Source organism: Marinobacter shengliensis, assembly GCF_003007715.1.
GTDB lineage: Bacteria > Pseudomonadota > Gammaproteobacteria > Pseudomonadales > Oleiphilaceae > Marinobacter > Marinobacter shengliensis.
The window spans coordinates 88572-109926 of the sequence record NZ_PXNO01000019.1; the positions used below are offsets into that span (position 1 = coordinate 88572).

Genomic DNA, 21355 nt, shown 5'->3' on the forward strand with positions numbered 1-21355 from the left:
ACATCACCGTTGTTGGGCACGTCATGGAACAGTCCGAAGTACAGGCATTAGCGGACAAGCTGGACAAGCTGATTGAACGCTGCGAAAAGCTGGAGAAGGATAACGCCCTGTTGCGCGAGCTGCAGGACGACTGGAATCGGGAACGAGCCCAGCTAATGCACAAGAACGATCTTGCCAAAAACAAGATTGAAGCCATGATAGGCCGCCTGAGGGCGCTGGAGCACCACTGATGTCAAAGTCATCAACCACCGTTGAAGTCAGAATACTCGACAAGGAATACCTGGTGGCTTGCCCGCAGGAAGAGCAAGAGGCCTTGCTTCGTGCGGCCCGGCATCTGGACAACAAAATGCGGGAAATCCGCTCCAGTGGCAAAGTGTTCGGAACCGAGCGCATTGCCGTGATGGCCGCGCTAAACATTACCCACGAACTGCTGGAGCGCGACACCATGTCTCACGCAACCAGCAATTTGCTCAGAGCCATGGACAACCGGCTGGACGAAGCCCTCGGAGAATCGTCCGGAAACTGATTCCAGAAAGATTCCGGGAAATGGGGTTGCAATCGGCCCCGACCCTGCCCGTATAATGGGATCAACTTCCTGGGCTGTTCGCTGGTCGGGTACGTCCTCGAGCCGATGCGCACTACCCAGGTGGCCACTTCAGGGCATTGTGAGCATGTCCCCCAAGGGGGAAAGCCTAATATGTCACAGCGGCCACCGACCTTGAACTTTGGGTTCAAGGGCTACATCCGATAACGGCAGCCCGGGAAGCTTTATTTTGAGTCATTTCCACTCCCCCCAACCGTTTGAATCCCATCCGGACACCCTGTCCAGGACGGAGCTCCGCAGGCACCTCCGGCAAAAACGCCGAGCCTTATCCTTCGAACAGCAACAGCAAGCCTCGGAACGACTGGCACTGAACCTTCTGAAGCACCCCGACCTTTACCGTGCCAGGCATATTGGCATCTATCTGCCCAATGATGGCGAGATCGACCCAAGCCTTTTCATTGATCTGGGCCGGCGCAAAGGCATTCGGTTTTACCTGCCAATTCTGCACCCGGTGTATCCGGGCAAACTGGTGTTCAGTCCGTACTTTGACGGCGTTGAACTGACCGCTAATCGCTTTGGCATCCCGGAACCGGCATTTCCACGCTCAAGGCGCAGACCGGCCTGGGCACTGGATGCGGTACTGTTTCCGCTGGTAGGTTTTGATGAGCAGGGGGGAAGGCTCGGCATGGGCGGTGGGTTCTATGACCGCACGTTCGCCTTCAGCCGGATAAGGCCGGCCATGGCGCCCAAGCTGATAGGGCTGGCCCACGATTTTCAGAAAGTCCGTGAATTACCGATAGAATCCTGGGATGTGCCCCTGCACGGCGTGGTTACGGACCAGCGCTGTTACCGGTTCAGACCCTGATTGGCAGACTGGATAAACCCGACCGCTGGCGCAGCCGCTCGGTCGGCACGTTTGTCTTCTGAGGCCTGGATGGAAGTGAAGCCGGTAATGACAAGGCCGACAGCAAAGATGAGCACGATGGCGCGGATGATGTCAGGCTTGTTACCCATTACGTATTTCCCGTTTTTTCTTTGAGTTAATTAGTTGGAAAATCAGCTAGCTATTCTCGGGTTCGAGAATTAGACGAAAGACTAACACGTAACTTCAATTTTACAATTTTTGACTCGTTACAGTTATGTAAGGGTTTTTGGCACTAACAGGCCGAATCGGTCCTGGGTCCCCGAATCAGGGGGGTGGATGGGCTTTCCGAAACGCGCTCCTTCGGCACATCCATGTGACGCTTGGGCTCCGCCATCCATGGCTCCGCACAGTTTCGTAAAGCCCATCCACCCCCTGATTCTACTTGGGTGATTTGGCCCGGTTTCTACTGTTCGTTTGCGCTTCCGTTCCCGGCGCCGAGGAACAACCGGTAGGCTTCGTTGTCGGTCATGTTTTCGTAGCGGAAACCCACCTTCTCCAGCATCTTTTCGAAATCCGGAATCTCATCCTCATTCACCTGTGCTCCCAGCAGCACGCGGCTGTAGGCGGCGCCGTGGTTGCGGTAGTGGAACAGGGAGATGTTCCAGCGGGTGCCGAGGGACATCAGGAATTTCAGCAGGGCGCCCGGGCGTTCGGGGAATTCGAACTGGTACACCACTTCGTTATCCACCGATGGCGCATGGCCGCCGACCATGTGGCGGATGTGTTGTTTGGCCAGGTCGCTGTCGGTGAGGTCGATCACAGAGTAGCCGTTTTCGCGGAGTTCCTGCACCAGGTCTTCCCGGCCGTGGCCGCCGGCCTGGATCTGGATACCGACGAAGATGGTGGCGTCGTCAGAGTCCGAATAGCGGTAGTTGAATTCGGTGATGCTGCGCTTGTGCAAGGCGTTGATAAAGGTCTTGAAGGCACCCGGGCGTTCCGGGATGGTGACCGCCAGGATGGCCTCGCGCTTCTCACCGATTTCGGTGCGCTCTGAAATGTAACGCAAACGGTCGAAATTCATGTTGGCGCCGCTGAGCGTGGCGATCAGATTTTCATTTTCGATCTGTTCACGCTCGATGTATTTCTTGATACCGGCAACACCCAAAGCCCCGGCGGGCTCGGCGATGGAGCGGGTGTCTTCGAACACATCCTTAATGGCTGCGCAGATTTCGTCGGTGGAAACGGTGATCACTTCGTCCACGTAATCTTTGCAGATTTCCCAAGGGTATTTGCCAATCTGCTTGACCGCCACACCGTCGGCAAAGATGCCCACTTCGTCCAGGACCACCCGTTCACCGGCCGCGAGCGCTGCTTGCAAGCAGTTGGAATCTTCGGGTTCAACACCGATTACCTTGATCTCCGGGCGAAGGTATTTGATGTAGGCGGCCATACCGGCAATCAGGCCACCGCCGCCCACGCAGATAAAGATGGCATGGATCGGTTGGCTGAACTGCCACATGATTTCCATGGCGACGGTGCCCTGGCCGGCAATCACATCCGGGTCGTCGTAGGGCGGGATGTAGGTGTAGCCATGTTTCTTGATCAGTTCCTGGGCATGGGCCGCGGCTTCATCAAAAGCATCGCCTTTGAGCACTACCCGGGCACCGTGGTCCCTCACCGAGCGCACTTTGATCTCCGGGGTGGTCTGGGGCATCACGATCACTGCCTTGATACCCAGCTTCTTGGCCGCCAACGCCACGCCCTGGGCATGGTTGCCAGCGGAGGCACAAATCACCCCTTTGGCTTTCTGCTCTTCAGAGAGCTGGGCAATCCGGTTGTAGGCGCCGCGAATCTTGAAGGAAAACACCGGCTGAAGGTCTTCACGCTTGAGCAGAATATTGTTGCCAAAGCGCTTGGAGAGGCTACGGGCTTCAGTCAGGGGTGTTTCGATGGCGACGTCATAGACCCGCGCATCGAGAATCTTCTTGATGTAGCGTTGCGGCATGATGGTTCCGGTTGCTGGTGATTGGCTTGGAAAAACCTACAGTGTAGAAACTTTGCACGGCAGCCGTCTATAAGCAGAGACACTGGGCGCGTATAATGCGTGAAAAATCATCTTTTTTTCTCCCGGAGCTCACCATGACGCAGGACGAACTCAAACAAGCCGTTGCCAAAGCAGCCGTGGACTACATTGCCCCGAAACTGGAACGCAGCAGCATTGTCGGCGTGGGCACTGGCAGCACCGCCAACTTTTTTATCGACTTCCTGGCCCAGTACAAAGATGAATTCGACGGCGCCGTGGCAAGCTCCGAAGCCACCGCAGAACGCCTGAAAAAGCACGGTATTGAAGTCTATGACCTGAACAGCGTCAGTGAGATGGAGTTTTATGTCGACGGTGCCGACGAAACCAACGCCAACCTGGAGCTGATCAAAGGCGGCGGCGCCGCGCTGACCCGGGAAAAAATCGTAGCGGCGGTAGCCAAAACCTTCATTTGCATCGCTGATGGCTCGAAAATGGTGGACATCCTTGGCGACTTCCCGCTGCCGGTGGAAGTCATCCCCATGGCACGCAGCCATGTTGGCCGGGAAATCGTCAAGCTGGGCGGTGATCCCGTGTACCGTGACGGTGTTACCACAGACAACGGCAACATCATCATCGACGTCCACAACCTGGATATCTCCCGCCCGATCCAGATGGAAGAAAAACTGAACAACATCGTGGGCGTGGTCACCAACGGCCTGTTCGCCCGCCGCCCGGCGGACCTGTTGTTGCTGGGCACCAGCGAGGGCGTGAAGCGTATCTCCCGTAACGGCGCCTGACAGGCCACGGACTACCTGCGAAAGCTGGCCAATCGGGCCAGTTTTTTTGTGCCCAGAGAAATGCAAACCAAGCGCTTGCTTGGTGACGGAGATTGCGCGACACTCGTCCCATCGAATAACAAGTACACCGGGAGCGAATCCGTGTCTGACTACTTCAACGAAACTCACGAACAGGTGCGCCAGACCGCGCGCAAATTCATCGAAACCCACGTACGCCCTTACATAGACGACTGGGAAGAAGCCGGCGAATTCCCCCGGGAAATCTACCAGCTCGCAGGCGACGCAGGGCTTCTGGGCATTGGCTTCCCTGAGGCTCTGGGCGGCATCGCTGAAGGCGACATTTTTATGAAAGTGGCGGTTTCCGAGGAACTGATGCGTTCCACCTCCGGTGGCTTTGTGGCCAGCATCGGCTCCCTGGACATTGGCCTGCCGCCGGTGGCCAAGTGGGCGAAGCAGGAAATTCGGGAACAGATCGTACCGCCGGTACTACGCGGCGAGAAAATTGCTGCACTGGCCGTTACCGAACCCGGCGGCGGCTCCGACGTGGCGAACCTGAAGACCCGTGCGGTAAAAGATGGTGATCACTACATCGTCAACGGCAGCAAAACGTTCATCACCAGCGGCATCCGCGCCGATCACTACACGGTGGCTGTGCGCACCGGGGGCGAAGGCCACGCTGGCATCAGCCTGCTGCTGATCGACCGCGACACACCGGGCTTCTCCACCGGCAAGAAACTCAAGAAAATGGGCTGGTGGGCGAGCGACACTGCCGAGCTTTTCTTTGAAGACTGCCGGGTACCGGCAGACCGCCTGATCGGCGCCGAAAACGCCGGCTTTATCGCCATCATGAGCAACTTCCTGGCCGAACGCCTGAGCTTGTCCGTCATGGCCTACATGACCGCCCAGCTGGCCTACGAGGCGGCCCTGGATTACACCAAACAACGCCAGGCCTTCGGCCGCAACATCGCCGGCTTTCAGGTCACCCGCCACAAGCTGGTGGACATGGCGACGCAGATCGATATCGCCCGGGAATACACCTACCGCTGCGCCGCGCTGATGCAGGCCGGCAAGAACCCGATCAAACAGGTGGCCATGGCCAAGAATTTCTCTGTGGACGTGTCCGAAAAGGTTACCCGCGAAGCGGTACAGCTGTTCGGAGGCATGGGCTATATGCGGGAATCCGTGGTAGAGCGGCTGTATCGGGATGCCAAGCTTCTGTCCATTGGCGGCGGCACCACGGAAATCATGAAGGAGCTGATTGCCAAACAGATCAGGCTTTAATCGTCGGAGTTAGGGGCGTACCAGGAAGCTTTCCAAAACACGCTCCTTCGGCACGTCCATGTGGCGCTTGGGCTCCGCCATCCATGGCTCCGCACAGTTTTGGAAAGCTCCCTGGTACGCCCCTTGCTGAACTTAGTGCGAGCTACCAACCACATTCGCAGAGACTTTGGGCGTCGGTGAGGTGGGCCTTCCCAAAACGCTTGAGGGCCGAAAGCTCCCGCAAAGGTTCGGACGACCATCAGGCAGCACTTGCCGAAAACGTGGAGCGCCATGGATGGCGCGACCGAGCCCTACAGGGATGTATTCACGGGCGTTTTTCGGAAAGTGCTGCCTGATGGTTGTATGCACCACAGTCAACGACCAAGGTTTAGTTTCGAATGGCAAGAGACTTCCGTATAATTGCGCCCACTTTTTGAACGCAGTTAAACGTACCTCAACGTAGCAGGAAGGATCGCACATGCAATTCGACAACATCCCCGCTGGCAAGAACCCGCCAGAAGACATCTACGTAGCCATCGAGATCCCGGCTAACAGCTCCCCGGTCAAGTACGAGCTGGACAAAGACATGGGCGCCCTGCTGGTTGACCGGTTCATGGCCACCCCCATGTTCTACCCGGCCAACTACGGTTTCATCCCCCACACCCTGGCTGATGACGGCGATCCCATCGATGTGCTGGTTGTTACCCCTTACCCCATTCAGGCCGGCTGCGTTATTCGCTGTCGCCCGGTAGGCGTGCTGAACATGGAAGACGAGGCCGGTGGTGATGCCAAGCTGGTTGCGGTACCCCACGACAAGCTGACCACCACCTACCACGATGTCAAAGAGATCGACGACCTGCCGGAGTTGCTGCTCAACCAGATCCGTCACTTCTTCGAGAACTACAAGACACTGGAACCCGGCAAGTGGGTGAAGGTACAGGGCTGGGGCAACGCCGCCGAAGCCAAAAAAGCCATTGAAGATGCGGTTAACGCCTACAAAGGCTGATCGCACTTCGGGTAAAAAAAGCCGGGCAGTCATCACGACTGCCCGGCTTTTTTGTGCGCGAGATCCGGACTCTTAGCCCCTGGACAGCAGATCCCGCATATCACTGATGGCCGCGTTCGCCCGCGACAGATAGGCCGCCATGGTGAGTGAGTGATTCGCCAGCACCCCGAAGCCGCTGCCGTTCAGAATCACCGGGCTCCACATGGGCTGTTGCGTGCCCTCAAGTTCGATAATGATCTGCTTCACGCTGGCCATGGCATTCTTGTCCTGCAACACCTTGCGGAAATCCACCTCAATGGCCTTGAAGATGTGCAGCAATGCCCAGGCGCTGCCCCGTGCCTCATAGAAAACGTCATCAATTTTGGTCCAGGGCGTTTTCACGTCATCACCACCGGTGTCTTCCGCCAGCGGATCATCGGGGTTCAGGTTAGCCAGAGCTTCCGAAACCGAGGCTTTCCCAACACTCTCGCTGAGCGTTCGTGACAGGCTGCCCAACCGGGTTTCAAGGTCTGCCAGCCAGTTATTGAGGTTGTCAGCACGGGCAAAGAACTGAGCGTTAGGCTGCTCCGGGTGAGACAGCCGGTCCAGGTACCGTTTCAGCGCATTGATGCCCCGGCGGTACTCCCGCTCCGTGGAGGGAATGGCCCAGCTACCGCTGTCAAAATGAAACTGCGGTTCGGCGATGATCAGGTCCGCGTCTTCAGCAGACTGGCTCTGGGAGCGGCTGATGTCCTTACGCATAGCTCTGGACAGATCCCGCAACTGCACCAGCACACCAAACTCCCAGTTGGGCATGTTGTCCATCCACAACCCGGGTGGGAAGATATCGTTGGAAATGTAGCCACCGGGTTTGTCCAGCAAGGTTTCGGCAATCTTGATCATCGTGGCCGTGGTGGCAAAACCGGTCACCGGCTCCCGGCCCATGTCACTGGCGAGGGCACGGGTGTGCTCTCGCACAGAAAAGGTATCTGGCTCACTGCTCCAGTACATACCAAGAATGGTGGTTACAAGCAGATATACCAACAGGATCGCCAGAACAAACTTGCCAATGACACCGCTGCCTCCGGTGTAATCCTGCATATCGTCTTTCTTGTCCCTGAAGTACTGTGTGATTTTGCCCGGCATAAGGCTGCAAGTCTCCCGTCAGTTGTCAATCAGCGGCAAATGGCCTGCCAAGATGGTATCCCATGGCTCCATCAATACCCAGTTTACAGAGTACCGAGTATTCTGCTGCCGTTTCCACTCCTGTCGCAAAAACCTTCACGCCCCGGCTGCGCGCAATGGCCAGCACGGACTCCAGCCAGAAACGATTTTCATCATGGCTGTCCAGGTTATGGATGAAGCTGTTATCGATACGCATGGCCCGGAACGGCAGATTCTTCAGGTAGCTGAACGGCACGCCCCCCACCCCGAAACGATCCACCAGAACCGGCACCCCGAGCCGGACAAGCTCTCGAACCAGTGTGCTGACATCCTTGCGGTGATGGTGAATGGTCTGCTCGGCCACACCAACCCAAAGACGACTAACCAGAGGCCCTGCCTGCCCAAGACTCGCCAGCAAATCACTCCGGAACTCCGGGTCAGCAACAGACGCACTCCCCAGGGATACCGCCAGGCGCTCCCCTGGATGGCTCGCCAGGCGCTCCAGAACCCGCTCGATCAGCAGCCGGTCAATGTCCTTGATTAGCCCAAGGCGCTCGGCCACAGGTACAAACAAACCTGCCTTGAGAACCCCTTCAGGACTGTTGATACGGGAAAACACCTGATAGTGAACCACCGACTGTTCACCGCCCTGCACCATGGGCTGTAACCACAGCGACAAACTGCGGTCACGTATCGCCTGGCTGATGATCACCCGCCAGGTTTCCATGTTGTGGTGGTTCTCCAGGCCGGTTTCGGACAGCCAGCAGCAGGATTCATCCCGCTGCTGGGCCGCCACCAAGGCCTCATCGGCAGCTGCCAGCAGGTCCCGGCTACCCAGCCCTTCGGCCGTCACAGCAAGCCCCGCATGCACGATGGTATCCATCGGTGCGGCATGATCCGCATAAAGCCCGTCAAGTTCCGCCACCAGTTCTTCCGCCCATACCCGGACATCTGCCGCGGATGCGCCGGGCAGGAAAACCGCGAATTCGGCCCCGGTCCTGCGCCCGGCGAAAGATTCAGTGTGCCGCTTAACAAAGCGCTGCAGACAGCCTGCAATCTGCTTCAGGAGCAGGTCGCCCTCGCTGCGGCCATAGGCCCTGTTGTAGTCAACGAAAAAGCCGAGCTGGATCATAATCAACACGCCCGGGGCAGCCTTTTCCTCGGATTCAAGTTCAGCCCGCAGTCGCTGATCAAAGGCACTCCGACTGGCCAGGCCGGTCACGGGATCTTCGTTATTCACCTTGCGCAAATGCTGGATCAGCTTGCCTTGCCCCTCAAACAACTGGCCGAGGTCATCCGCCATCTGATTCATGGCTTCGGTAACCTGGTTCAGTTCCCGGGTTGACTTGATGTCGACCCGTTTCCGAAAATCCCGCTGCCCCAAAGCCCTGGCCTGAGCTTCCAACGCTTTCAGCGGGCTGAGTATTCGCCCCAGCAACAGGTGCAGGACGACCAAACCGGCACCGCCGATGGCCAGCACTCCCACCAACAGGCCCACGGTAATGCGCCAGAGGTCGTCGTAAGCCCGGCCCGGATGACTGACCACACGAACCTTGCCCAGACGGCTCCAGCCACGCACGACTTCGGCCTCAGCCATTGGCCGCGGCAGGGAGGTCAAACGGATAAACCAGCCAGGGGCGGCAGTACCCTGAAGCGGCTTTCTTCTGCCCGCAAGCAGGCTGTCACTGTGATCAAGGTATTCCACGGACAAGTACCGGCCGCTGTCGAACACGGCATCAATCAGCGACGCAGCGGCCACCGGATCTGAGCCATCAATGGCATTCGACAAGGATAAGCCCGTGGCCGTGGCGCCGTCCCGGGCATGATCACCGAGCTGATCGGCTACGTAGCCCCGAAAATAGCCGAAACTGGTGATGAACGCCGCCGTGAGAATGAGCACCAGCAAGCCACCGGTAAACACCAGTAATAGCCCCTGAAGCGTAATCACGCCGTGCTGCTGATCTCTCTTTCCAAGCATCCCCGCCATAGCTGCTGGGGCTCCGGTCCGATAATTGGTTTGATGAGTGTCTGTGACCTGTACCGCAGAGTTGACAAACATTTACATAGCGCAACCTACGCCGACAACATTAAACACTATAGACTCTGCAAAAGGACTAAGGTTAAAAAGTTAGTCCTGCCGGATCGGACCATCAAAAAATGAAAACAGACAGGCCGGAGCACAATGAACGACGAAAGCCAGAAAGAAAAACTCAGGCAGCATTTCGCCCGCCGTGTGACCACCCAGGCCAGGGTGGTTCTGGATACCTGGCAGAAGATTCGCGAAGACAGGGATCAAGCCGCGGTTTACCGCGATGAGCTGGTCTCGGCAACGGACAAGCTGGTCCGCTATGCCAAACGGTTCGAAATGGAGAGCCATGCCGCCGCTGCGGAGCACATCCTGGGACTGCTTGAGCACTGGCACCAGAGCGCCCCCCTTGAGGATGACCAGGCACGACAACTGGAAGATGCCACCGAGACTCTGCGCCATTGCACCCAACGCCGTACCGACCAGGAAACCTCCGACACGCCCCAGCAATACCGACGCACACCGGTTTACATTGCGCTGTCCAACGGTGAAATGGCCGCCCGCCTGATCCGCCAGCTGGAATTTTTCGGGTTCCGGGCCTCCGCGTTCAGCAGTGCCTCTGACCTGATTGAAGCCTGCGCCCTGAGCAAGCCGGAAACCATCCTCATGGATGTCAACTTTGGCGGCGACACCAACAGTGGTATTGCCACTGTGGAGCAGCTACAGGAGCAGCACGACACGCCCATACCGATCATCTTCATGAGCGATGAAGACGGCAGCATTGAAACCCGCCTGCGAGCATCCCGGTGTGGCGGCGAGGAGTTTTTCTACCCGGCGGTGGACCCCGGGCAGCTGATCGAAAAGATCGAAACCTACACCCACGGCAATACGGTCGAGCCCTACAAGGTGCTGGTTCTGGATGACTCCCGGGCCCAGGCCAAATACATGGAAACGGTGCTGAAGAAGGCGGGCATGACCGCCCACATCATCACCGATCCGATGCAGATTATTCACGCCCTGGAAGAGTTTTCGCCAGAAATCATCATTCTGGACATGTACATGCCCGGCTGCACTGGCATGGAGATCGCCCGGGTGATCCGTCAGCAGGATCGCTTCCACAGCGTTCCCATCATTTACCTGTCCGCGGAAGAAGACGTCAGCAAGCAGCTGCACGCCATGAGCCTGGGGGGCGACGACTTCCTGACCAAGCCCATCGACCCCAAACACCTGATTGCCACCCTGCACAACCGTGGCCGCCGGGCCCGGTCATTGCTGGCACTGATGATTCGCGACAGCCTCACCGGACTGTATAACCACACCCATACCCTGCATCTGCTGGAGCAGGAAATCGTGCGGGCCCGGCAGAAAGACCAATCCCTGTGTTTCGCTATGCTCGACATCGATTACTTCAAAAAGGTAAACGACACCTTTGGCCATCCCATTGGCGACCGGGTGCTGCGAAGCCTGTCGATGTTCCTCAAGCAGCGACTGCGAAAATCCGATCACATCGGTCGTTATGGTGGTGAGGAATTTGCGATCATTCTGCCCAACACACGGCCCGGTGACGCCCGCAACGTGTTGAATGAAATCCGCGAGCGCTTCTCCGAGCTGGTACAGCCGGCCGGCGACCGGGAATTTAACGTCACCTTCAGTTGCGGCATCTCCGCCTGGCAGGGTGACAGCGCCCAGTCCCTGTGCGAGCGCGCAGACCGGGCGCTTTACACGTCCAAGGAGCATGGGCGCAACTGCGTTACCACTGCAGAGGACTAAATCCCGGATATCAGGCAGCGGGCTCCACAGTCAGAAATACCGCTGTCTGATTCAGCAGCTGATAGGCCACTTCACCGAAGGTAATCGGCCCCGTCAGCTCGGCGGTGGTCCGACCTTCCAGCTCCGAGTATAGGTAGTTGAGGATACAGTTACAGCCAAACACCAGATTACCGGCATGGTCAGGCATGGCGGCGAGGAACGCGGTCGGGTAGTCTTCCACCGGCCGCGCGAAACGATAACTCACCCCCTCGAAGACCGGTGCATAAAGGTTTACCACGCCGGCCTGCTCGTCGACGGACTGAATGCTTACGTTGACCATTGCGCCACAGTAGTCCGCCACCAACGGCAGCTGCTGCTGACCGCTTTCGCGTAACACAAGATCGACAAAGTTGTGAGGCTGGCCATCCACACGGCACCGGCCTACCGCACGACTCGTTGCCTCGAACGTCAGCTCAGGGCCGGTGCCTGCTTCAAACAGATTGACGATATGAACAACCGCGGAGAGGCTGTCATCCAGAGGCACATGGAGCACCACCGCCCGGTCACTGAAACACTCCCCGCTCCGACCATCAAAAACAACCGCTTTACCCTGAGCCAGCTCATCGAGATGCACACCAGAGACCCAGCCTACAATCGGTTTCAGGTACATGTCGGGAAACTCCGGCGCATGGTGCGCATAGGCTTCCAACACCTTACTACCGGCAGGCAAAATTATGATCGAATAGCCATTCTCAGGGGCATCTTCCAGAACATTGCGCAGCGTGATTTCGTCGTAGTGGTGCACGCTGGCGTCCCCGTCACCGAGATCTTGCACAAACAGCCTGTCGCGGCAACACTGGCCACCATCGCCAGTCATGAAGTATGGCGTGCTCCCTCCCACCCAGGTACCCCGAGGCAGAGTGGCCAATAACGCCTCATCACCGGCAATGGCCAAAGCCCTTCCCGCCTTGATCAGCTCGGCTGCCTCCGTTGGGGTCATCATCCCCGCCTGCGTGGTTTTGCTCACGAGTCTATCCCCTCAGCGCTCTCTCGAAATGTCGCCAACTGGGCGATTTCATGACCAAGCTGTTTTTCGTGCTTGATAAAAAATCGTCTGAGCGTGTTCACCCTGAGAATCTTCGCATCGTGACTGGTCAGGCCCGAAAACTCCTGCCGACTCCGGGCCAGCAGTAGCTTGAGACTCAGAAGGCGAATATCCATCAGTGTGTCAGAGGCCAATAAATTGAACCATACGGGATCACCGGTCGGCGGAATAACCTGCCGGGCAGCACCCGGCGAAGCACTTTCAGCCAAAGCACCTTCAAAGCCATGATCGGTACCATGCACGCCTTCGCTGATGGCATGGCGTATTTGCCAGGCAAGGTAAACGTCAATGTCGAGCAACCTGCACACTTGTCGATACCCCAGCCCGGCATTCAGACACTCAATCACCTTATGGGCCAGACCATGCGTATAGTCATCACCGGCAGGGCCAAGAAACGGTACCGCCTCTGGCGACTCTGTGCCCTGCTCCGGCAAACTGGCATGAATGTAGGTTTTCAAAGGGCCCACGTTGGCATGCCGCCAGCACGATTTTGGCTGTACAAATGCCGGCCGACCAAACCAGGACTTTCCGGTTCTGAGGTAGGCATGAAGCTCCCGACGCTGCGCATCCACTTTGATGCGGTCCACAACCCACGGTTCTTTCAATTCAAGTAACTGACGGCAGATCTCGGTGTCTCGCACGATACCTCCCTGGAAATCCCTATGCCTTGAAACACCCAGTCTGGCAGCATACTCCCGGGCCAGACAGCCAACTATCGCATCAATCGGCCGGGACTTAAGACCCAAGCCTACTGGGCACAAAAAGTACTGAACCTGAACGTATCGCTCAGGCATCACCTCGTGCCCGCCGGTTTGTCGGCGCTGCATGAAACCAATGTCGAATACCGACACGGCCCACCTTCATCGACAATGATTGTCATCAACGAAATGTCATCGCGTACACGGCGATTGCTGTGTAACCTTTTTAAGACCAATGTACGACAGGCAAGATTGTCAAAAAGTGTTGATCTGAGGCTAACAAGTACGCACCATTGAGGTAACGTGCCGTTATCTTCGGCGATCCTGTAAAACACCAAGGCAGACAGAACCATGTCGACCATACTTGTGCTCCATGGCCCCAACCTCAACATGCTCGGCACCCGGGAGCCCGAGGTCTATGGCTATGAAACACTGGCCGATATTGACGACCGCTTGCACCAGAAAGCGGCCGAGCAAGGTCACCACCTGCTGCATTTGCAATCCAATGCAGAGTACGAATTGATTGAACGGGTACATGAGGCCCGGGGTGAGGGCGTGGATTTTATCATTATCAATCCTGCCGCCTTTACCCATACCAGTGTCGCCCTGCGGGACGCCATGCTGGCCTCCGGCATACCGTTTATAGAAGTGCATTTATCAAATGTGCATGCGCGGGAACCTTTCCGCCATCACTCCTATTTTTCAGATATCGCCGAAGGGGTTATCTGCGGGCTGGGCAGCCAGGGCTACGACCTTGCCCTGCAGGCTGCACTGCAACGAATTCACCGATAGACCAGAGACAACGGGACTGGAACAGTTATGGATATTCGTAAAATCAAGAAACTGATTGAACTGCTCGAGGAGTCAGACGTCGAGGAGCTGGAGATTCACGAGGGTGACGATTCAGTTCGTATATCGCGCCGTCGGGAACAGGCCTCCGGTGGCCATTACGTGAGCCACTACTCAGCACCCGCGCCCCAGGCTCCGGCACCGACCCCAGCACCCGAGGCAGCGCCGGCTGAACAAACCTCTGCGCCAGCTGCCATCAATGGCCATGCAGTGAAATCTCCGATGGTGGGCACCTTCTACCGCTCACCGTCCCCGAGCGCTGCAGCGTTTGTCGAAGTTGGCCAGAAGGTAAACGTTGGTGATGTCATCTGCATTGTGGAAGCCATGAAGATGATGAACCAGATCGAGGCTGACAAAGCCGGCACCATCACCGAAATCCTGGTCGAGAATGGCCAGCCGGTGGAGTTTGACCAGCCCCTGGTCGTCATTTCCTGAATTCGGTGATTGTTAACCATGGCCATGTTAGAAAAAGTTCTGATCGCAAACCGCGGTGAAATCGCCCTGCGAATCCTCCGCGCCTGCAAAGAGCTGGGCATCAAGACGGTAGCCGTGCACTCACAGGTCGATCGCGACCTTATGCACGTTCGTCTCGCCGACGAAACCGTCTGCATCGGTCCCAACAGCGCGACGGAAAGCTACCTGAACATCCCGACCATCATCAGCGCTGCAGAAGTAACGGACTCCGTAGGCATTCACCCGGGTTACGGCTTCCTGGCTGAAAACGCCGACTTTGCTGAGCAGGTCGAGAAAAGCGGCTTTCGCTTTATCGGACCGAGAGCGGAAACCATCCGCCTGATGGGCAACAAGGTATCCGCCATTGAAGCCATGAAGAAGGCCGGCGTACCCACCGTGCCCGGCTCTGACGGTCCGCTGACGGACGACGACGAGCGCACCCTCCAGGTGGCTCGCCAGATCGGCTACCCGGTAATGATCAAGGCCGCTTCCGGTGGTGGTGGTCGTGGCATGCAGGTGGTGCATTCCGAGGCTGCATTGCTGAAGGCAGTACAAATCACCCAGAGCGAAGCCAAGAACGCTTTTGGCGATCCGACCGTCTACCTGGAAAAATTCCTCGAAACACCACGCCATGTGGAGATTCAGGTACTGGCGGACATGCACGGCAACGTGATCCATTTGGGCGACCGGGACTGCTCCATGCAGCGCCGGAACCAGAAAGTCATCGAGGAAGCCCCGGCCCCGAATGTTGACCCGGTATCCCGGGAACGCACGCTCAAGGCCTGCGTCGACGCCTGTAAGGAAATCGGCTACGTGGGTGCCGGCACCTTTGAGTTCCTGTACCAGGACGGCGAGTTCTATTTCATCGAGATGAACACCCGGGTACAGGTTGAGCACCCGGTCTCCGAGATGGTGACCGGTGTTGATATCGTCCGTGAGCAGCTGCGCATTGCCAGCGGACTGCCGCTGCAATACAGCCAGGACGAAATCCACATCTCTGGCCACGCCATCGAATGCCGGATCAACGCCGAAGACCCTCAAACCTTCGTGCCCAGCCCCGGCAAGGTCAAACATTTCCATGCTCCCGGTGGCAATGGCATTCGTGTCGACTCCCATCTGTACAGCGGCTACACGGTACCGCCGTACTACGATTCCCTGGTGGCCAAACTGATCACCTGGGGCGACGACCGGGAGATTGCCCGCCGGCGCATGAAGAACGCGCTGGACGAAATGCTGGTCGAGGGCATCAAGACCAACCAACCCCTGCATCGAAAACTGGTACGCGATGGTGGCTTTAAACAGGTAGACTTCACCATCCACTACCTTGAGAAACTGATGCGGGATTAACCATGCCCTGGATACAACTCCAGATTCCAGCTGATCCGGACACTGCGGATCAGCTGGAAGACCTGTTAATGGAAATGGGCGCAGACGCCGTTTCCATGGAAGACGCAGCCGACCAGCCCCTGTACGAGCCCGACCCTGGCACTACCCCCTTATGGAGCCAGACCACGGTGACCGGCCTGTTCCAGTCCGACCGCAACACCGAGCAACTGTTAGCGGATATCCGCGACGCCTGGCACCAGCAAACCCAGCAAACCCTGGCTGAAATCGACGTCACCCTGGTGGAAGACAAGGACTGGGAGCGGGCCTGGATGGACGACTTCCACCCGTTGCAGTTCGGTGAACGCCTGTGGATTGTGCCCAGCTGGCACGAAGCGCCAGACCCGGATGCGGCCAACCTGTTACTGGACCCAGGCCTGGCCTTTGGCACCGGCACCCACCCCACCACGGCCCTGTGCCTGGAATGGCTCGACGGCCAGGATGTCGCGGGCAAACAGGTGACCGACTACGGTTGCGGCTCCGGCATTCTGGGCCTCGCCGCACTGCTGCTTGGCGCGGACCATGTGGTTGGTGTGGATACCGATCCGCAAGCCCTGGAAGCCAGTCGGGAAAATGCTCGCCGTAACGGCGTTGACGACAACCGGCTGGATCTGTTCCTGCCGGGCAACGACCCCGACACCCGTGCCGATATCATGCTGGCCAACATCCTGGCCCAGCCACTGATCGGGCTGGCACCGAGACTGGCCGAGCTGACCAAGCCCGGCGGTGACCTGGTGTTGTCCGGCATCCTGTTCAATCAGGCCCGGGACGTCATGGATGCCTACGAGCCCTGGTTCATCATGGACGACCCGGAACAGAAAGAAGACTGGATACGCCTCACAGGACGGCGCAAGGACGGATGACGAGCCCGGGCTTTACGACTAAACTGCCTCCTTTGTAATGGTAGATGTAGTGATAGATTAATCATCGAGCATCGATCTATCCGCGATCAAGCTTTCAGGAACGAAGCATGACCCAGAGCAGCCTGCAGACTCAGTGCCCCAATTGCGAAACCCGCTTCCGGGTGACTGACGAACAACTCAGCATCGCCGGGGGTAAAGTCCGTTGTGGCAGCTGCCTGAAGGTTTTTAACGCGATCGAGCACCGGGTTCTTAAATCAGGCATCAGCTCTGCGCCAGCCGAACCGGGCGAGAAAACAGCCGGGGAGACCGACACCCCACCCTCGGCCACCCAAACCGGGCACGATGAAGACGACTTTATCTTTGCCGACAACCCGGAAGAAGATGCCACAGAAGGCCGCTATGCGGGGAGCAAACTGACGTTTTCCGATGACGAACTGAGCGACAGTTTCCGCTCGTTTGATGAACCGGAAGAGTCCGGCTACCACGATGACGATCTGACCCCGGAAAAGCAGGACGTTGACGAAAGCTGGGCGGAAGCCATGCTGGCGGACGATCAACCGGTGCGCGCACCGGATAAGCCAGCCGAACCCGAGCCACCAGCACCGAAAACACCGTCAGTTGAAAGCAAGCCTGAACCGGATCGTCAACCGATAGCCCCGGATACACCACCACCCGGCGCACCTTCCGCCGCCGGCAGCGATGAAACACCCGAGCCGCCAGCGCCAGGCAAAAGCGAGCCTGCCAGCCCCGCAACCCCTCCCGAAGAACTTACGCTTGCGGCAACCGATGACGACCGGCCTGCGACCCCCAAAGAACCGGCACGCAGGGCTGATCAGGCGCCTGACACCCTGTATCGGGATCTGCGCCGCGACCCGGTATCGGTTGGCCAGGGCCGCAGTCGCCTGAGAACAGCCCTGTGGACGCTCGTCGTTGTAGCCTTACTGGGCGCCCTGGTCGCCCAGGTTACCTGGTTCCAGTTTGATCGCCTGTCTGCCGTTCCGCAGCTCAGACCGTTCTACGAGAAGGGTTGTGAACTGGCCGGCTGCCAATTAAAGCCCCTGATCAACGTCGACGCCATTCAGAGCCGAAAACTGGTGGTCCGGACCGATCCCGACAACCGCACCCAACTGATCGTTGACGCTGTCATCATTAACCGGGCGGCCTTCGAACAGCCGTTTCCGGCCATTGCCCTAACCTTTTCCAATCTCAACGGTGATGTGGTGGCCCAGAGCACGTTTACCCCCGAGGAATACCTGGCCGGTGAAGCGGAAGCCCTGAGCGCCATGCCCCCGGAGACTCCGGTGCGGATTGCCATCAGCATCCGCGATCCAGGCCGCGACGCGGTGAATTACAATCTGAGCTTCCGGCCCTCGACACCCTGAGAGGGAACCTGGACGTCAGTTGACAGCGCAAAAGTCAACCAAAAAGCACGAAAAATAATCAATTTTTTCAGCACTTTTCCCCTTCAATCAGGTCCCCTCCGGCGGTATCATTACCGCCCTTCGGAGACTGAAGCGGTCATAATTTAACCAGCCGCTTCTATCCGAACCTTGCTTAACTCGCTGTGACACGGACTCAGATCATGCTGCCGACGGCAAAAATCGGGCCGTATACCCTGCCCAACCCATTGATAGTTGCACCCATGGCCGGTGTAACCGATCGCCCCTTCCGGCAGCTTTGCCGGCGGATGGGAGCGGGCCTGGCAGTATCAGAAATGGTCATAGCAGACAGCAAACTTTGGCATACGCGCAAATCCCAGACTCGCCTGAACCATCAGGGCGAACCGGAACCCCGGTCCGTCCAGATTGCCGGTGGCGACCCGGACATGTTGGCCGATGCGGCGCGGCAGAATGCAGCCTTCGGGGCCCAGATTATCGATATCAACATGGGCTGCCCTGCCAAGAAGGTCTGCAACAAAGCGGCGGGTTCCGCCCTGATGAAAGATGAGAAACTGGTCAGGGCGATACTGGAAGCGGTGGCCAGCGCGGTGGACATTCCCGTCACCCTGAAAATGCGCACTGGCTGGGATCAGGACAACCGGAACGCACCGGTGATCGCGAGAATGGCCGAAGACGCGGGCATACAGGCCATCGCGGTACACGGTCGTACCCGTGCAGACAAATACAACGGCGACGCGGAATACGACACCATCGCAGAAGTGAAAGCCAGTGTTGGCATTCCAGTGTTTGCCAACGGCGACATTACCACGCCGGAGAAAGCCCGGCGGGTGTTGGAATACACTGGCGCAGATGGTCTGCTGATCGGCCGCGGTGCCCAGGGCCGGCCCTGGATCTTCCGGGAGATCCTGCACTATCTGACCACCGGAAAACACCTTCCGGAACCGCCTCTGGATGAGGTGGAGCAGATTTTGTCGGAACACCTGGCAGAGCTACATGCCTTTTATGGCGAGAAAATGGGCGTGCGTATCGCCAGAAAACACGTGGGCTGGTATCTGCAGTCCCACGATCAGAGCAAACAGTTCCGTAAACGCTTCAACGCCATCGACGATGCGCTGGAGCAAAAAGACAGCATCGAGCAGTATTTTTCAGGCTTACGAAATGGAGAGGTATTCGCAGCATGACCGCTGAGACTTTGGCAAACGACACTCTGAGCACACCAGCAAACGATGATCTGCATCAGCTGCATACGGTGAATAACAGCGGCAACAGCGTCACCCTGCGTGACAGCGTGGAAGTTGCTCTGAAGAACTACTTCGCGCAACTGGATGGCGCCCCCGTATCCGACGTTTACCAGCTGGTACTGTCGGAAGTGGAAGCCCCGCTGCTGGAGCAGGTGATGAAATACACCCGCAACAACCAGACCAAGGCTTCGACCATGCTCGGACTGAATCGCGGCACCCTGCGCAAGAAACTCAAGCAGTACGGTCTGCTATAATCAGACTTGTCCCTGAAGGGCCTCCCGGATGCGTTCGCGAGGCCCTTGTTCTTTATATCCAGGCTATCCCCGGCTTATCTGAACAGCGAAGAAAGTGACCCATGGCAAACCAGGCTAATACCCCCGTCCGTCGCGCCCTGATCAGCGTGAGTGATAAAACCGGCATCGTCGATTTCGGCCGTGCCCTGACTGAACGCGGCGTTGAGCTGCTCTCCACCGGCGGCACCTTCCGCCTGCTCAAGGAAAACAACGTAGCGGTCACCGAAGTGTCCGACTACACCGGTTTTCCTGAAATGATGGACGGCCGGGTCAAAACCCTGCATCCGAAGATCCACGGTGGCATTCTGGGCCGTCGCGGTACCGATGATGCCATCATGGGCGAGCACGGCATTAACCCCATCGACATGGTGGTGGTGAACCTGTACCCGTTTGAAGAAACCGTTGCCAACCCGGACTGCGATCTGGCCACCGCCATCGAGAACATCGACATTGGCGGTCCCACCATGGTCCGCGCCGCCGCCAAGAACCACAACGATGTGGCCATTGTGGTCAACGCCTCCGACTACGGCCGTGTACTGAAGGAACTCGACAGCAACGACGGCCAGCTGACCTACAGCACCCGCTTCGACCTGGCGGTAAAAGCCTTCGAACACACCGCCGGTTACGACGGAGCCATCGCCAACTACCTGGGCGGCCGCACCCCGGACAACGACAACGCCGACTTTCCCCGCACCTTCAATGCCCAGTTCGTGAAGGTTCAGGACATGCGTTACGGTGAAAACCCGCACCAGCGGGCCGCTTTCTATGCCGAGCGCAACCCGAAGGAAGCCTGTATTGCCACAGCCAAACAGCTGCAGGGCAAGGAGCTGAGCTACAACAACGTGGCCGACACAGACGCCGCCCTGGAGTGCGTCAAGCCCTTCGCCGACCCGGCCTGTGTGATCGTCAAGCACGCCAACCCCTGTGGTGTGGCCATCGGTGCCGATATTCTGCAGGCCTACGACCTGGCCTTTGCCACCGACCCCACCTCGGCGTTTGGAGGCATCATCGCCTTTAACCGGGAACTGGACGCGGCCACCGCCAAAGCCATCGTGGATCGCCAGTTCGTGGAAGTGATCATCGCCCCGAGCGTGGCCGCCGAAGCGGTTGAGATTGTCGCCGCCAAGAAAAACGTGCGCCTGCTGGCCTGCGGTGAGTTCGACGGCGAGCGCGCCCAAACCATGGACTACAAGCGCGTGACCGGTGGCCTGCTGGTGCAGGACCGTGACCTGGGCATGGTCGCCATGGAAGACGTGAAAGTCGTGACCGAGCGCCAGCCCTCCGAGCAGGAACTTAACGACCTGCTGTTCGCCTGGGAAGTGGCCAAGTACGTGAAATCCAACGCCATCGTGTACGCCAAGGCCGGCCGCACCATCGGCGTAGGCGCGGGGCAGATGAGCCGCGTTTACAGCGCGAAGATTGCCGGCATCAAGGCAGCGGATGAAAACCTGGAAGTGAAGGGTTCCGTGATGGCCTCTGACGCGTTCTTCCCGTTCCGGGATGGCATCGACGCCGCTGCAGCGGCCGGCATCACTGCCGTTATCCAGCCGGGCGGCTCCATGCGCGACCAGGAAGTGATTGACGCCGCCAACGAGCACGGCATCGCCATGGTCTTCACCGGCATGCGCCATTTCCGTCACTGATCAAAGAATTCAGG

The 21355-nt window shown here is 58.1% G+C and carries 21 protein-coding genes and 1 other RNA gene; 16 read left to right on the forward strand and 6 right to left on the reverse strand.

Going from position 1 to position 21355, the window contains the following annotated elements; genetic code table 11:
- The first annotated feature begins 23 nt into the window (after positions 1 to 23).
- The 4 genes from C7H10_RS04190 (at position 24) to C7H10_RS04205 (ending at position 1409) form a co-directional block, all read left to right on the forward strand.
- On the forward strand, positions 24 to 230 hold the full coding sequence (locus C7H10_RS04190) for a TIGR02449 family protein (protein WP_061330711.1): 207 nt from the start codon (positions 24 to 26) through the stop codon (positions 228 to 230).
- Entirely contained in the window at positions 230 to 526 is a 297-nt protein-coding gene (locus C7H10_RS04195) for a cell division protein ZapA (RefSeq protein WP_072676232.1), read from the forward strand. The genes C7H10_RS04190 and C7H10_RS04195 overlap by 1 nt, the downstream gene beginning before the upstream one ends.
- A gap of 63 nt (positions 527 to 589) precedes the next feature.
- Positions 590 to 769: non-coding RNA, 6S RNA (gene ssrS, locus C7H10_RS04200), on the forward strand.
- Positions 770 to 773: 4 nt separating this feature from the next.
- Positions 774 to 1409, forward strand: coding sequence for a 5-formyltetrahydrofolate cyclo-ligase (locus tag C7H10_RS04205; RefSeq protein ID WP_106693872.1), 636 nt, complete (start codon positions 774 to 776; stop codon positions 1407 to 1409).
- Here C7H10_RS04205 and C7H10_RS19170 read toward each other — a convergent pair.
- Both C7H10_RS19170 and ilvA read right to left on the reverse strand, forming a co-directional pair.
- Positions 1391 to 1558, reverse strand: coding sequence for a hypothetical protein (locus C7H10_RS19170; protein WP_167392875.1), 168 nt, complete (start codon positions 1556 to 1558; stop codon positions 1391 to 1393). The genes C7H10_RS04205 and C7H10_RS19170 overlap by 19 nt on opposite strands.
- Before the next feature lie 314 nt (positions 1559 to 1872).
- Positions 1873 to 3414: a threonine ammonia-lyase, biosynthetic gene (ilvA, locus tag C7H10_RS04210; protein WP_106693873.1), complete on the reverse strand. Its 1542-nt coding sequence runs from the start codon at positions 3412 to 3414 to the stop codon at positions 1873 to 1875.
- A gap of 134 nt (positions 3415 to 3548) precedes the next feature.
- On the opposite strand from ilvA, the gene rpiA reads away from it, so the two are divergent.
- The 3 genes from rpiA (at position 3549) to ppa (ending at position 6495) form a co-directional block, all read left to right on the forward strand.
- Positions 3549 to 4229, forward strand: a complete 681-nt coding sequence (gene rpiA, locus C7H10_RS04215; RefSeq protein WP_061330715.1) for a ribose-5-phosphate isomerase RpiA — start codon at positions 3549 to 3551, stop codon at positions 4227 to 4229.
- A gap of 141 nt (positions 4230 to 4370) precedes the next feature.
- On the forward strand, positions 4371 to 5510 hold the full coding sequence (locus C7H10_RS04220) for an acyl-CoA dehydrogenase family protein (RefSeq protein WP_106693874.1): 1140 nt from the start codon (positions 4371 to 4373) through the stop codon (positions 5508 to 5510).
- A gap of 457 nt (positions 5511 to 5967) precedes the next feature.
- Positions 5968 to 6495: an inorganic diphosphatase gene (gene ppa / locus C7H10_RS04225; protein ID WP_061330717.1), complete on the forward strand. Its 528-nt coding sequence runs from the start codon at positions 5968 to 5970 to the stop codon at positions 6493 to 6495.
- A 72-nt stretch (positions 6496 to 6567) separates the two neighbouring features.
- On the opposite strand, the gene C7H10_RS04230 is transcribed toward ppa, so the two are convergent.
- Together C7H10_RS04230 and C7H10_RS04235 are read right to left on the reverse strand one after the other, a co-directional pair.
- Positions 6568 to 7620, reverse strand: a complete 1053-nt coding sequence (locus tag C7H10_RS04230) for a DUF2333 family protein (RefSeq protein WP_106693875.1) — start codon at positions 7618 to 7620, stop codon at positions 6568 to 6570.
- A gap of 25 nt (positions 7621 to 7645) precedes the next feature.
- The gene (locus C7H10_RS04235; RefSeq protein ID WP_106693876.1) at positions 7646 to 9625 is read right to left on the reverse strand and encodes an EAL domain-containing protein; all 1980 of its coding nucleotides are present in this window, start codon (positions 9623 to 9625) and stop codon (positions 7646 to 7648) included.
- 195 nt (positions 9626 to 9820) lie between these two features.
- Between C7H10_RS04235 and C7H10_RS04240 the strand changes: the two genes are divergently transcribed.
- The gene (locus C7H10_RS04240; RefSeq protein ID WP_106693877.1) at positions 9821 to 11434 is read left to right on the forward strand and encodes a diguanylate cyclase; all 1614 of its coding nucleotides are present in this window, start codon (positions 9821 to 9823) and stop codon (positions 11432 to 11434) included.
- A 10-nt stretch (positions 11435 to 11444) separates the two neighbouring features.
- Here C7H10_RS04240 and C7H10_RS04245 read toward each other — a convergent pair whose 3' ends face one another.
- Together C7H10_RS04245 and C7H10_RS04250 are read right to left on the reverse strand one after the other, a co-directional pair.
- The gene (locus C7H10_RS04245; protein WP_208622798.1) at positions 11445 to 12440 is read right to left on the reverse strand and encodes a DUF6976 family protein; all 996 of its coding nucleotides are present in this window, start codon (positions 12438 to 12440) and stop codon (positions 11445 to 11447) included.
- Complete coding sequence (locus tag C7H10_RS04250; protein WP_146136796.1) at positions 12437 to 13369, reverse strand: hypothetical protein; 933 nt, start codon at positions 13367 to 13369, stop codon at positions 12437 to 12439. Before C7H10_RS04250 ends, C7H10_RS04245 begins: the two co-directional genes overlap by 4 nt.
- Positions 13370 to 13567: 198 nt before the next feature.
- Here C7H10_RS04250 and aroQ point away from each other — a divergent pair, with 198 nt between their 5' ends.
- The 8 genes from aroQ (at position 13568) to purH (ending at position 21341) form a co-directional block, all read left to right on the forward strand.
- A complete protein-coding gene (aroQ, locus tag C7H10_RS04255) occupies positions 13568 to 14008 on the forward strand; it encodes a type II 3-dehydroquinate dehydratase (RefSeq protein WP_061330721.1) in 441 nt (146 codons plus the stop codon).
- Positions 14009 to 14035: 27 nt separating this feature from the next.
- Positions 14036 to 14500: an acetyl-CoA carboxylase biotin carboxyl carrier protein gene (gene accB / locus C7H10_RS04260; protein ID WP_106693879.1), complete on the forward strand. Its 465-nt coding sequence runs from the start codon at positions 14036 to 14038 to the stop codon at positions 14498 to 14500.
- Between the two features lie 18 nt (positions 14501 to 14518).
- Positions 14519 to 15865 carry an acetyl-CoA carboxylase biotin carboxylase subunit gene (gene accC, locus C7H10_RS04265; RefSeq protein WP_058092456.1) on the forward strand — a complete coding sequence of 449 codons (1347 nt, stop codon included), beginning with the start codon at positions 14519 to 14521 and terminating at the stop codon, positions 15863 to 15865.
- 2 nt (positions 15866 to 15867) lie between these two features.
- Complete coding sequence (gene prmA, locus C7H10_RS04270) at positions 15868 to 16764, forward strand: 50S ribosomal protein L11 methyltransferase (protein WP_106693880.1); 897 nt, start codon at positions 15868 to 15870, stop codon at positions 16762 to 16764.
- Positions 16765 to 16871: 107 nt separating this feature from the next.
- Positions 16872 to 18146, forward strand: coding sequence for a DUF3426 domain-containing protein (locus C7H10_RS04275; RefSeq protein ID WP_106693881.1), 1275 nt, complete (start codon positions 16872 to 16874; stop codon positions 18144 to 18146).
- A 203-nt stretch (positions 18147 to 18349) separates the two neighbouring features.
- A complete protein-coding gene (dusB, locus tag C7H10_RS04280) occupies positions 18350 to 19345 on the forward strand; it encodes a tRNA dihydrouridine synthase DusB (RefSeq protein WP_244178190.1) in 996 nt (331 codons plus the stop codon).
- The gene (gene fis, locus C7H10_RS04285; protein ID WP_106693883.1) at positions 19342 to 19659 is read left to right on the forward strand and encodes a DNA-binding transcriptional regulator Fis; all 318 of its coding nucleotides are present in this window, start codon (positions 19342 to 19344) and stop codon (positions 19657 to 19659) included. The genes dusB and fis overlap by 4 nt, the downstream gene beginning before the upstream one ends.
- A gap of 101 nt (positions 19660 to 19760) precedes the next feature.
- Positions 19761 to 21341 carry a bifunctional phosphoribosylaminoimidazolecarboxamide formyltransferase/IMP cyclohydrolase gene (gene purH / locus C7H10_RS04290; RefSeq protein WP_106693884.1) on the forward strand — a complete coding sequence of 527 codons (1581 nt, stop codon included), beginning with the start codon at positions 19761 to 19763 and terminating at the stop codon, positions 21339 to 21341.
- Positions 21342 to 21355 lie beyond the last annotated feature (14 nt).

Coding starts and splice junctions, on each gene's coding strand:
- C7H10_RS04190 (WP_061330711.1), top strand. CDS start 24: ATGGAACAGTCCGAAGTACAGGCATTAGCGGACAAGCTGGACAAGCTG.
- C7H10_RS04195 (WP_072676232.1), top strand. CDS start 230: ATGTCAAAGTCATCAACCACCGTTGAAGTCAGAATACTCGACAAGGAA.
- C7H10_RS19170 (WP_167392875.1), bottom strand. CDS start 1,558: ATGGGTAACAAGCCTGACATCATCCGCGCCATCGTGCTCATCTTTGCT.
- ilvA (WP_106693873.1), bottom strand. CDS start 3,414: ATGCCGCAACGCTACATCAAGAAGATTCTCGATGCGCGGGTCTATGAC.
- rpiA (WP_061330715.1), top strand. CDS start 3,549: ATGACGCAGGACGAACTCAAACAAGCCGTTGCCAAAGCAGCCGTGGAC.
- ppa (WP_061330717.1), top strand. CDS start 5,968: ATGCAATTCGACAACATCCCCGCTGGCAAGAACCCGCCAGAAGACATC.
- C7H10_RS04230 (WP_106693875.1), bottom strand. CDS start 7,620: ATGCCGGGCAAAATCACACAGTACTTCAGGGACAAGAAAGACGATATG.
- C7H10_RS04235 (WP_106693876.1), bottom strand. CDS start 9,625: ATGGCGGGGATGCTTGGAAAGAGAGATCAGCAGCACGGCGTGATTACG.
- C7H10_RS04240 (WP_106693877.1), top strand. CDS start 9,821: ATGAACGACGAAAGCCAGAAAGAAAAACTCAGGCAGCATTTCGCCCGC.
- aroQ (WP_061330721.1), top strand. CDS start 13,568: ATGTCGACCATACTTGTGCTCCATGGCCCCAACCTCAACATGCTCGGC.
- accB (WP_106693879.1), top strand. CDS start 14,036: ATGGATATTCGTAAAATCAAGAAACTGATTGAACTGCTCGAGGAGTCA.
- accC (WP_058092456.1), top strand. CDS start 14,519: ATGGCCATGTTAGAAAAAGTTCTGATCGCAAACCGCGGTGAAATCGCC.
- prmA (WP_106693880.1), top strand. CDS start 15,868: ATGCCCTGGATACAACTCCAGATTCCAGCTGATCCGGACACTGCGGAT.
- C7H10_RS04275 (WP_106693881.1), top strand. CDS start 16,872: ATGACCCAGAGCAGCCTGCAGACTCAGTGCCCCAATTGCGAAACCCGC.
- fis (WP_106693883.1), top strand. CDS start 19,342: ATGACCGCTGAGACTTTGGCAAACGACACTCTGAGCACACCAGCAAAC.
- purH (WP_106693884.1), top strand. CDS start 19,761: ATGGCAAACCAGGCTAATACCCCCGTCCGTCGCGCCCTGATCAGCGTG.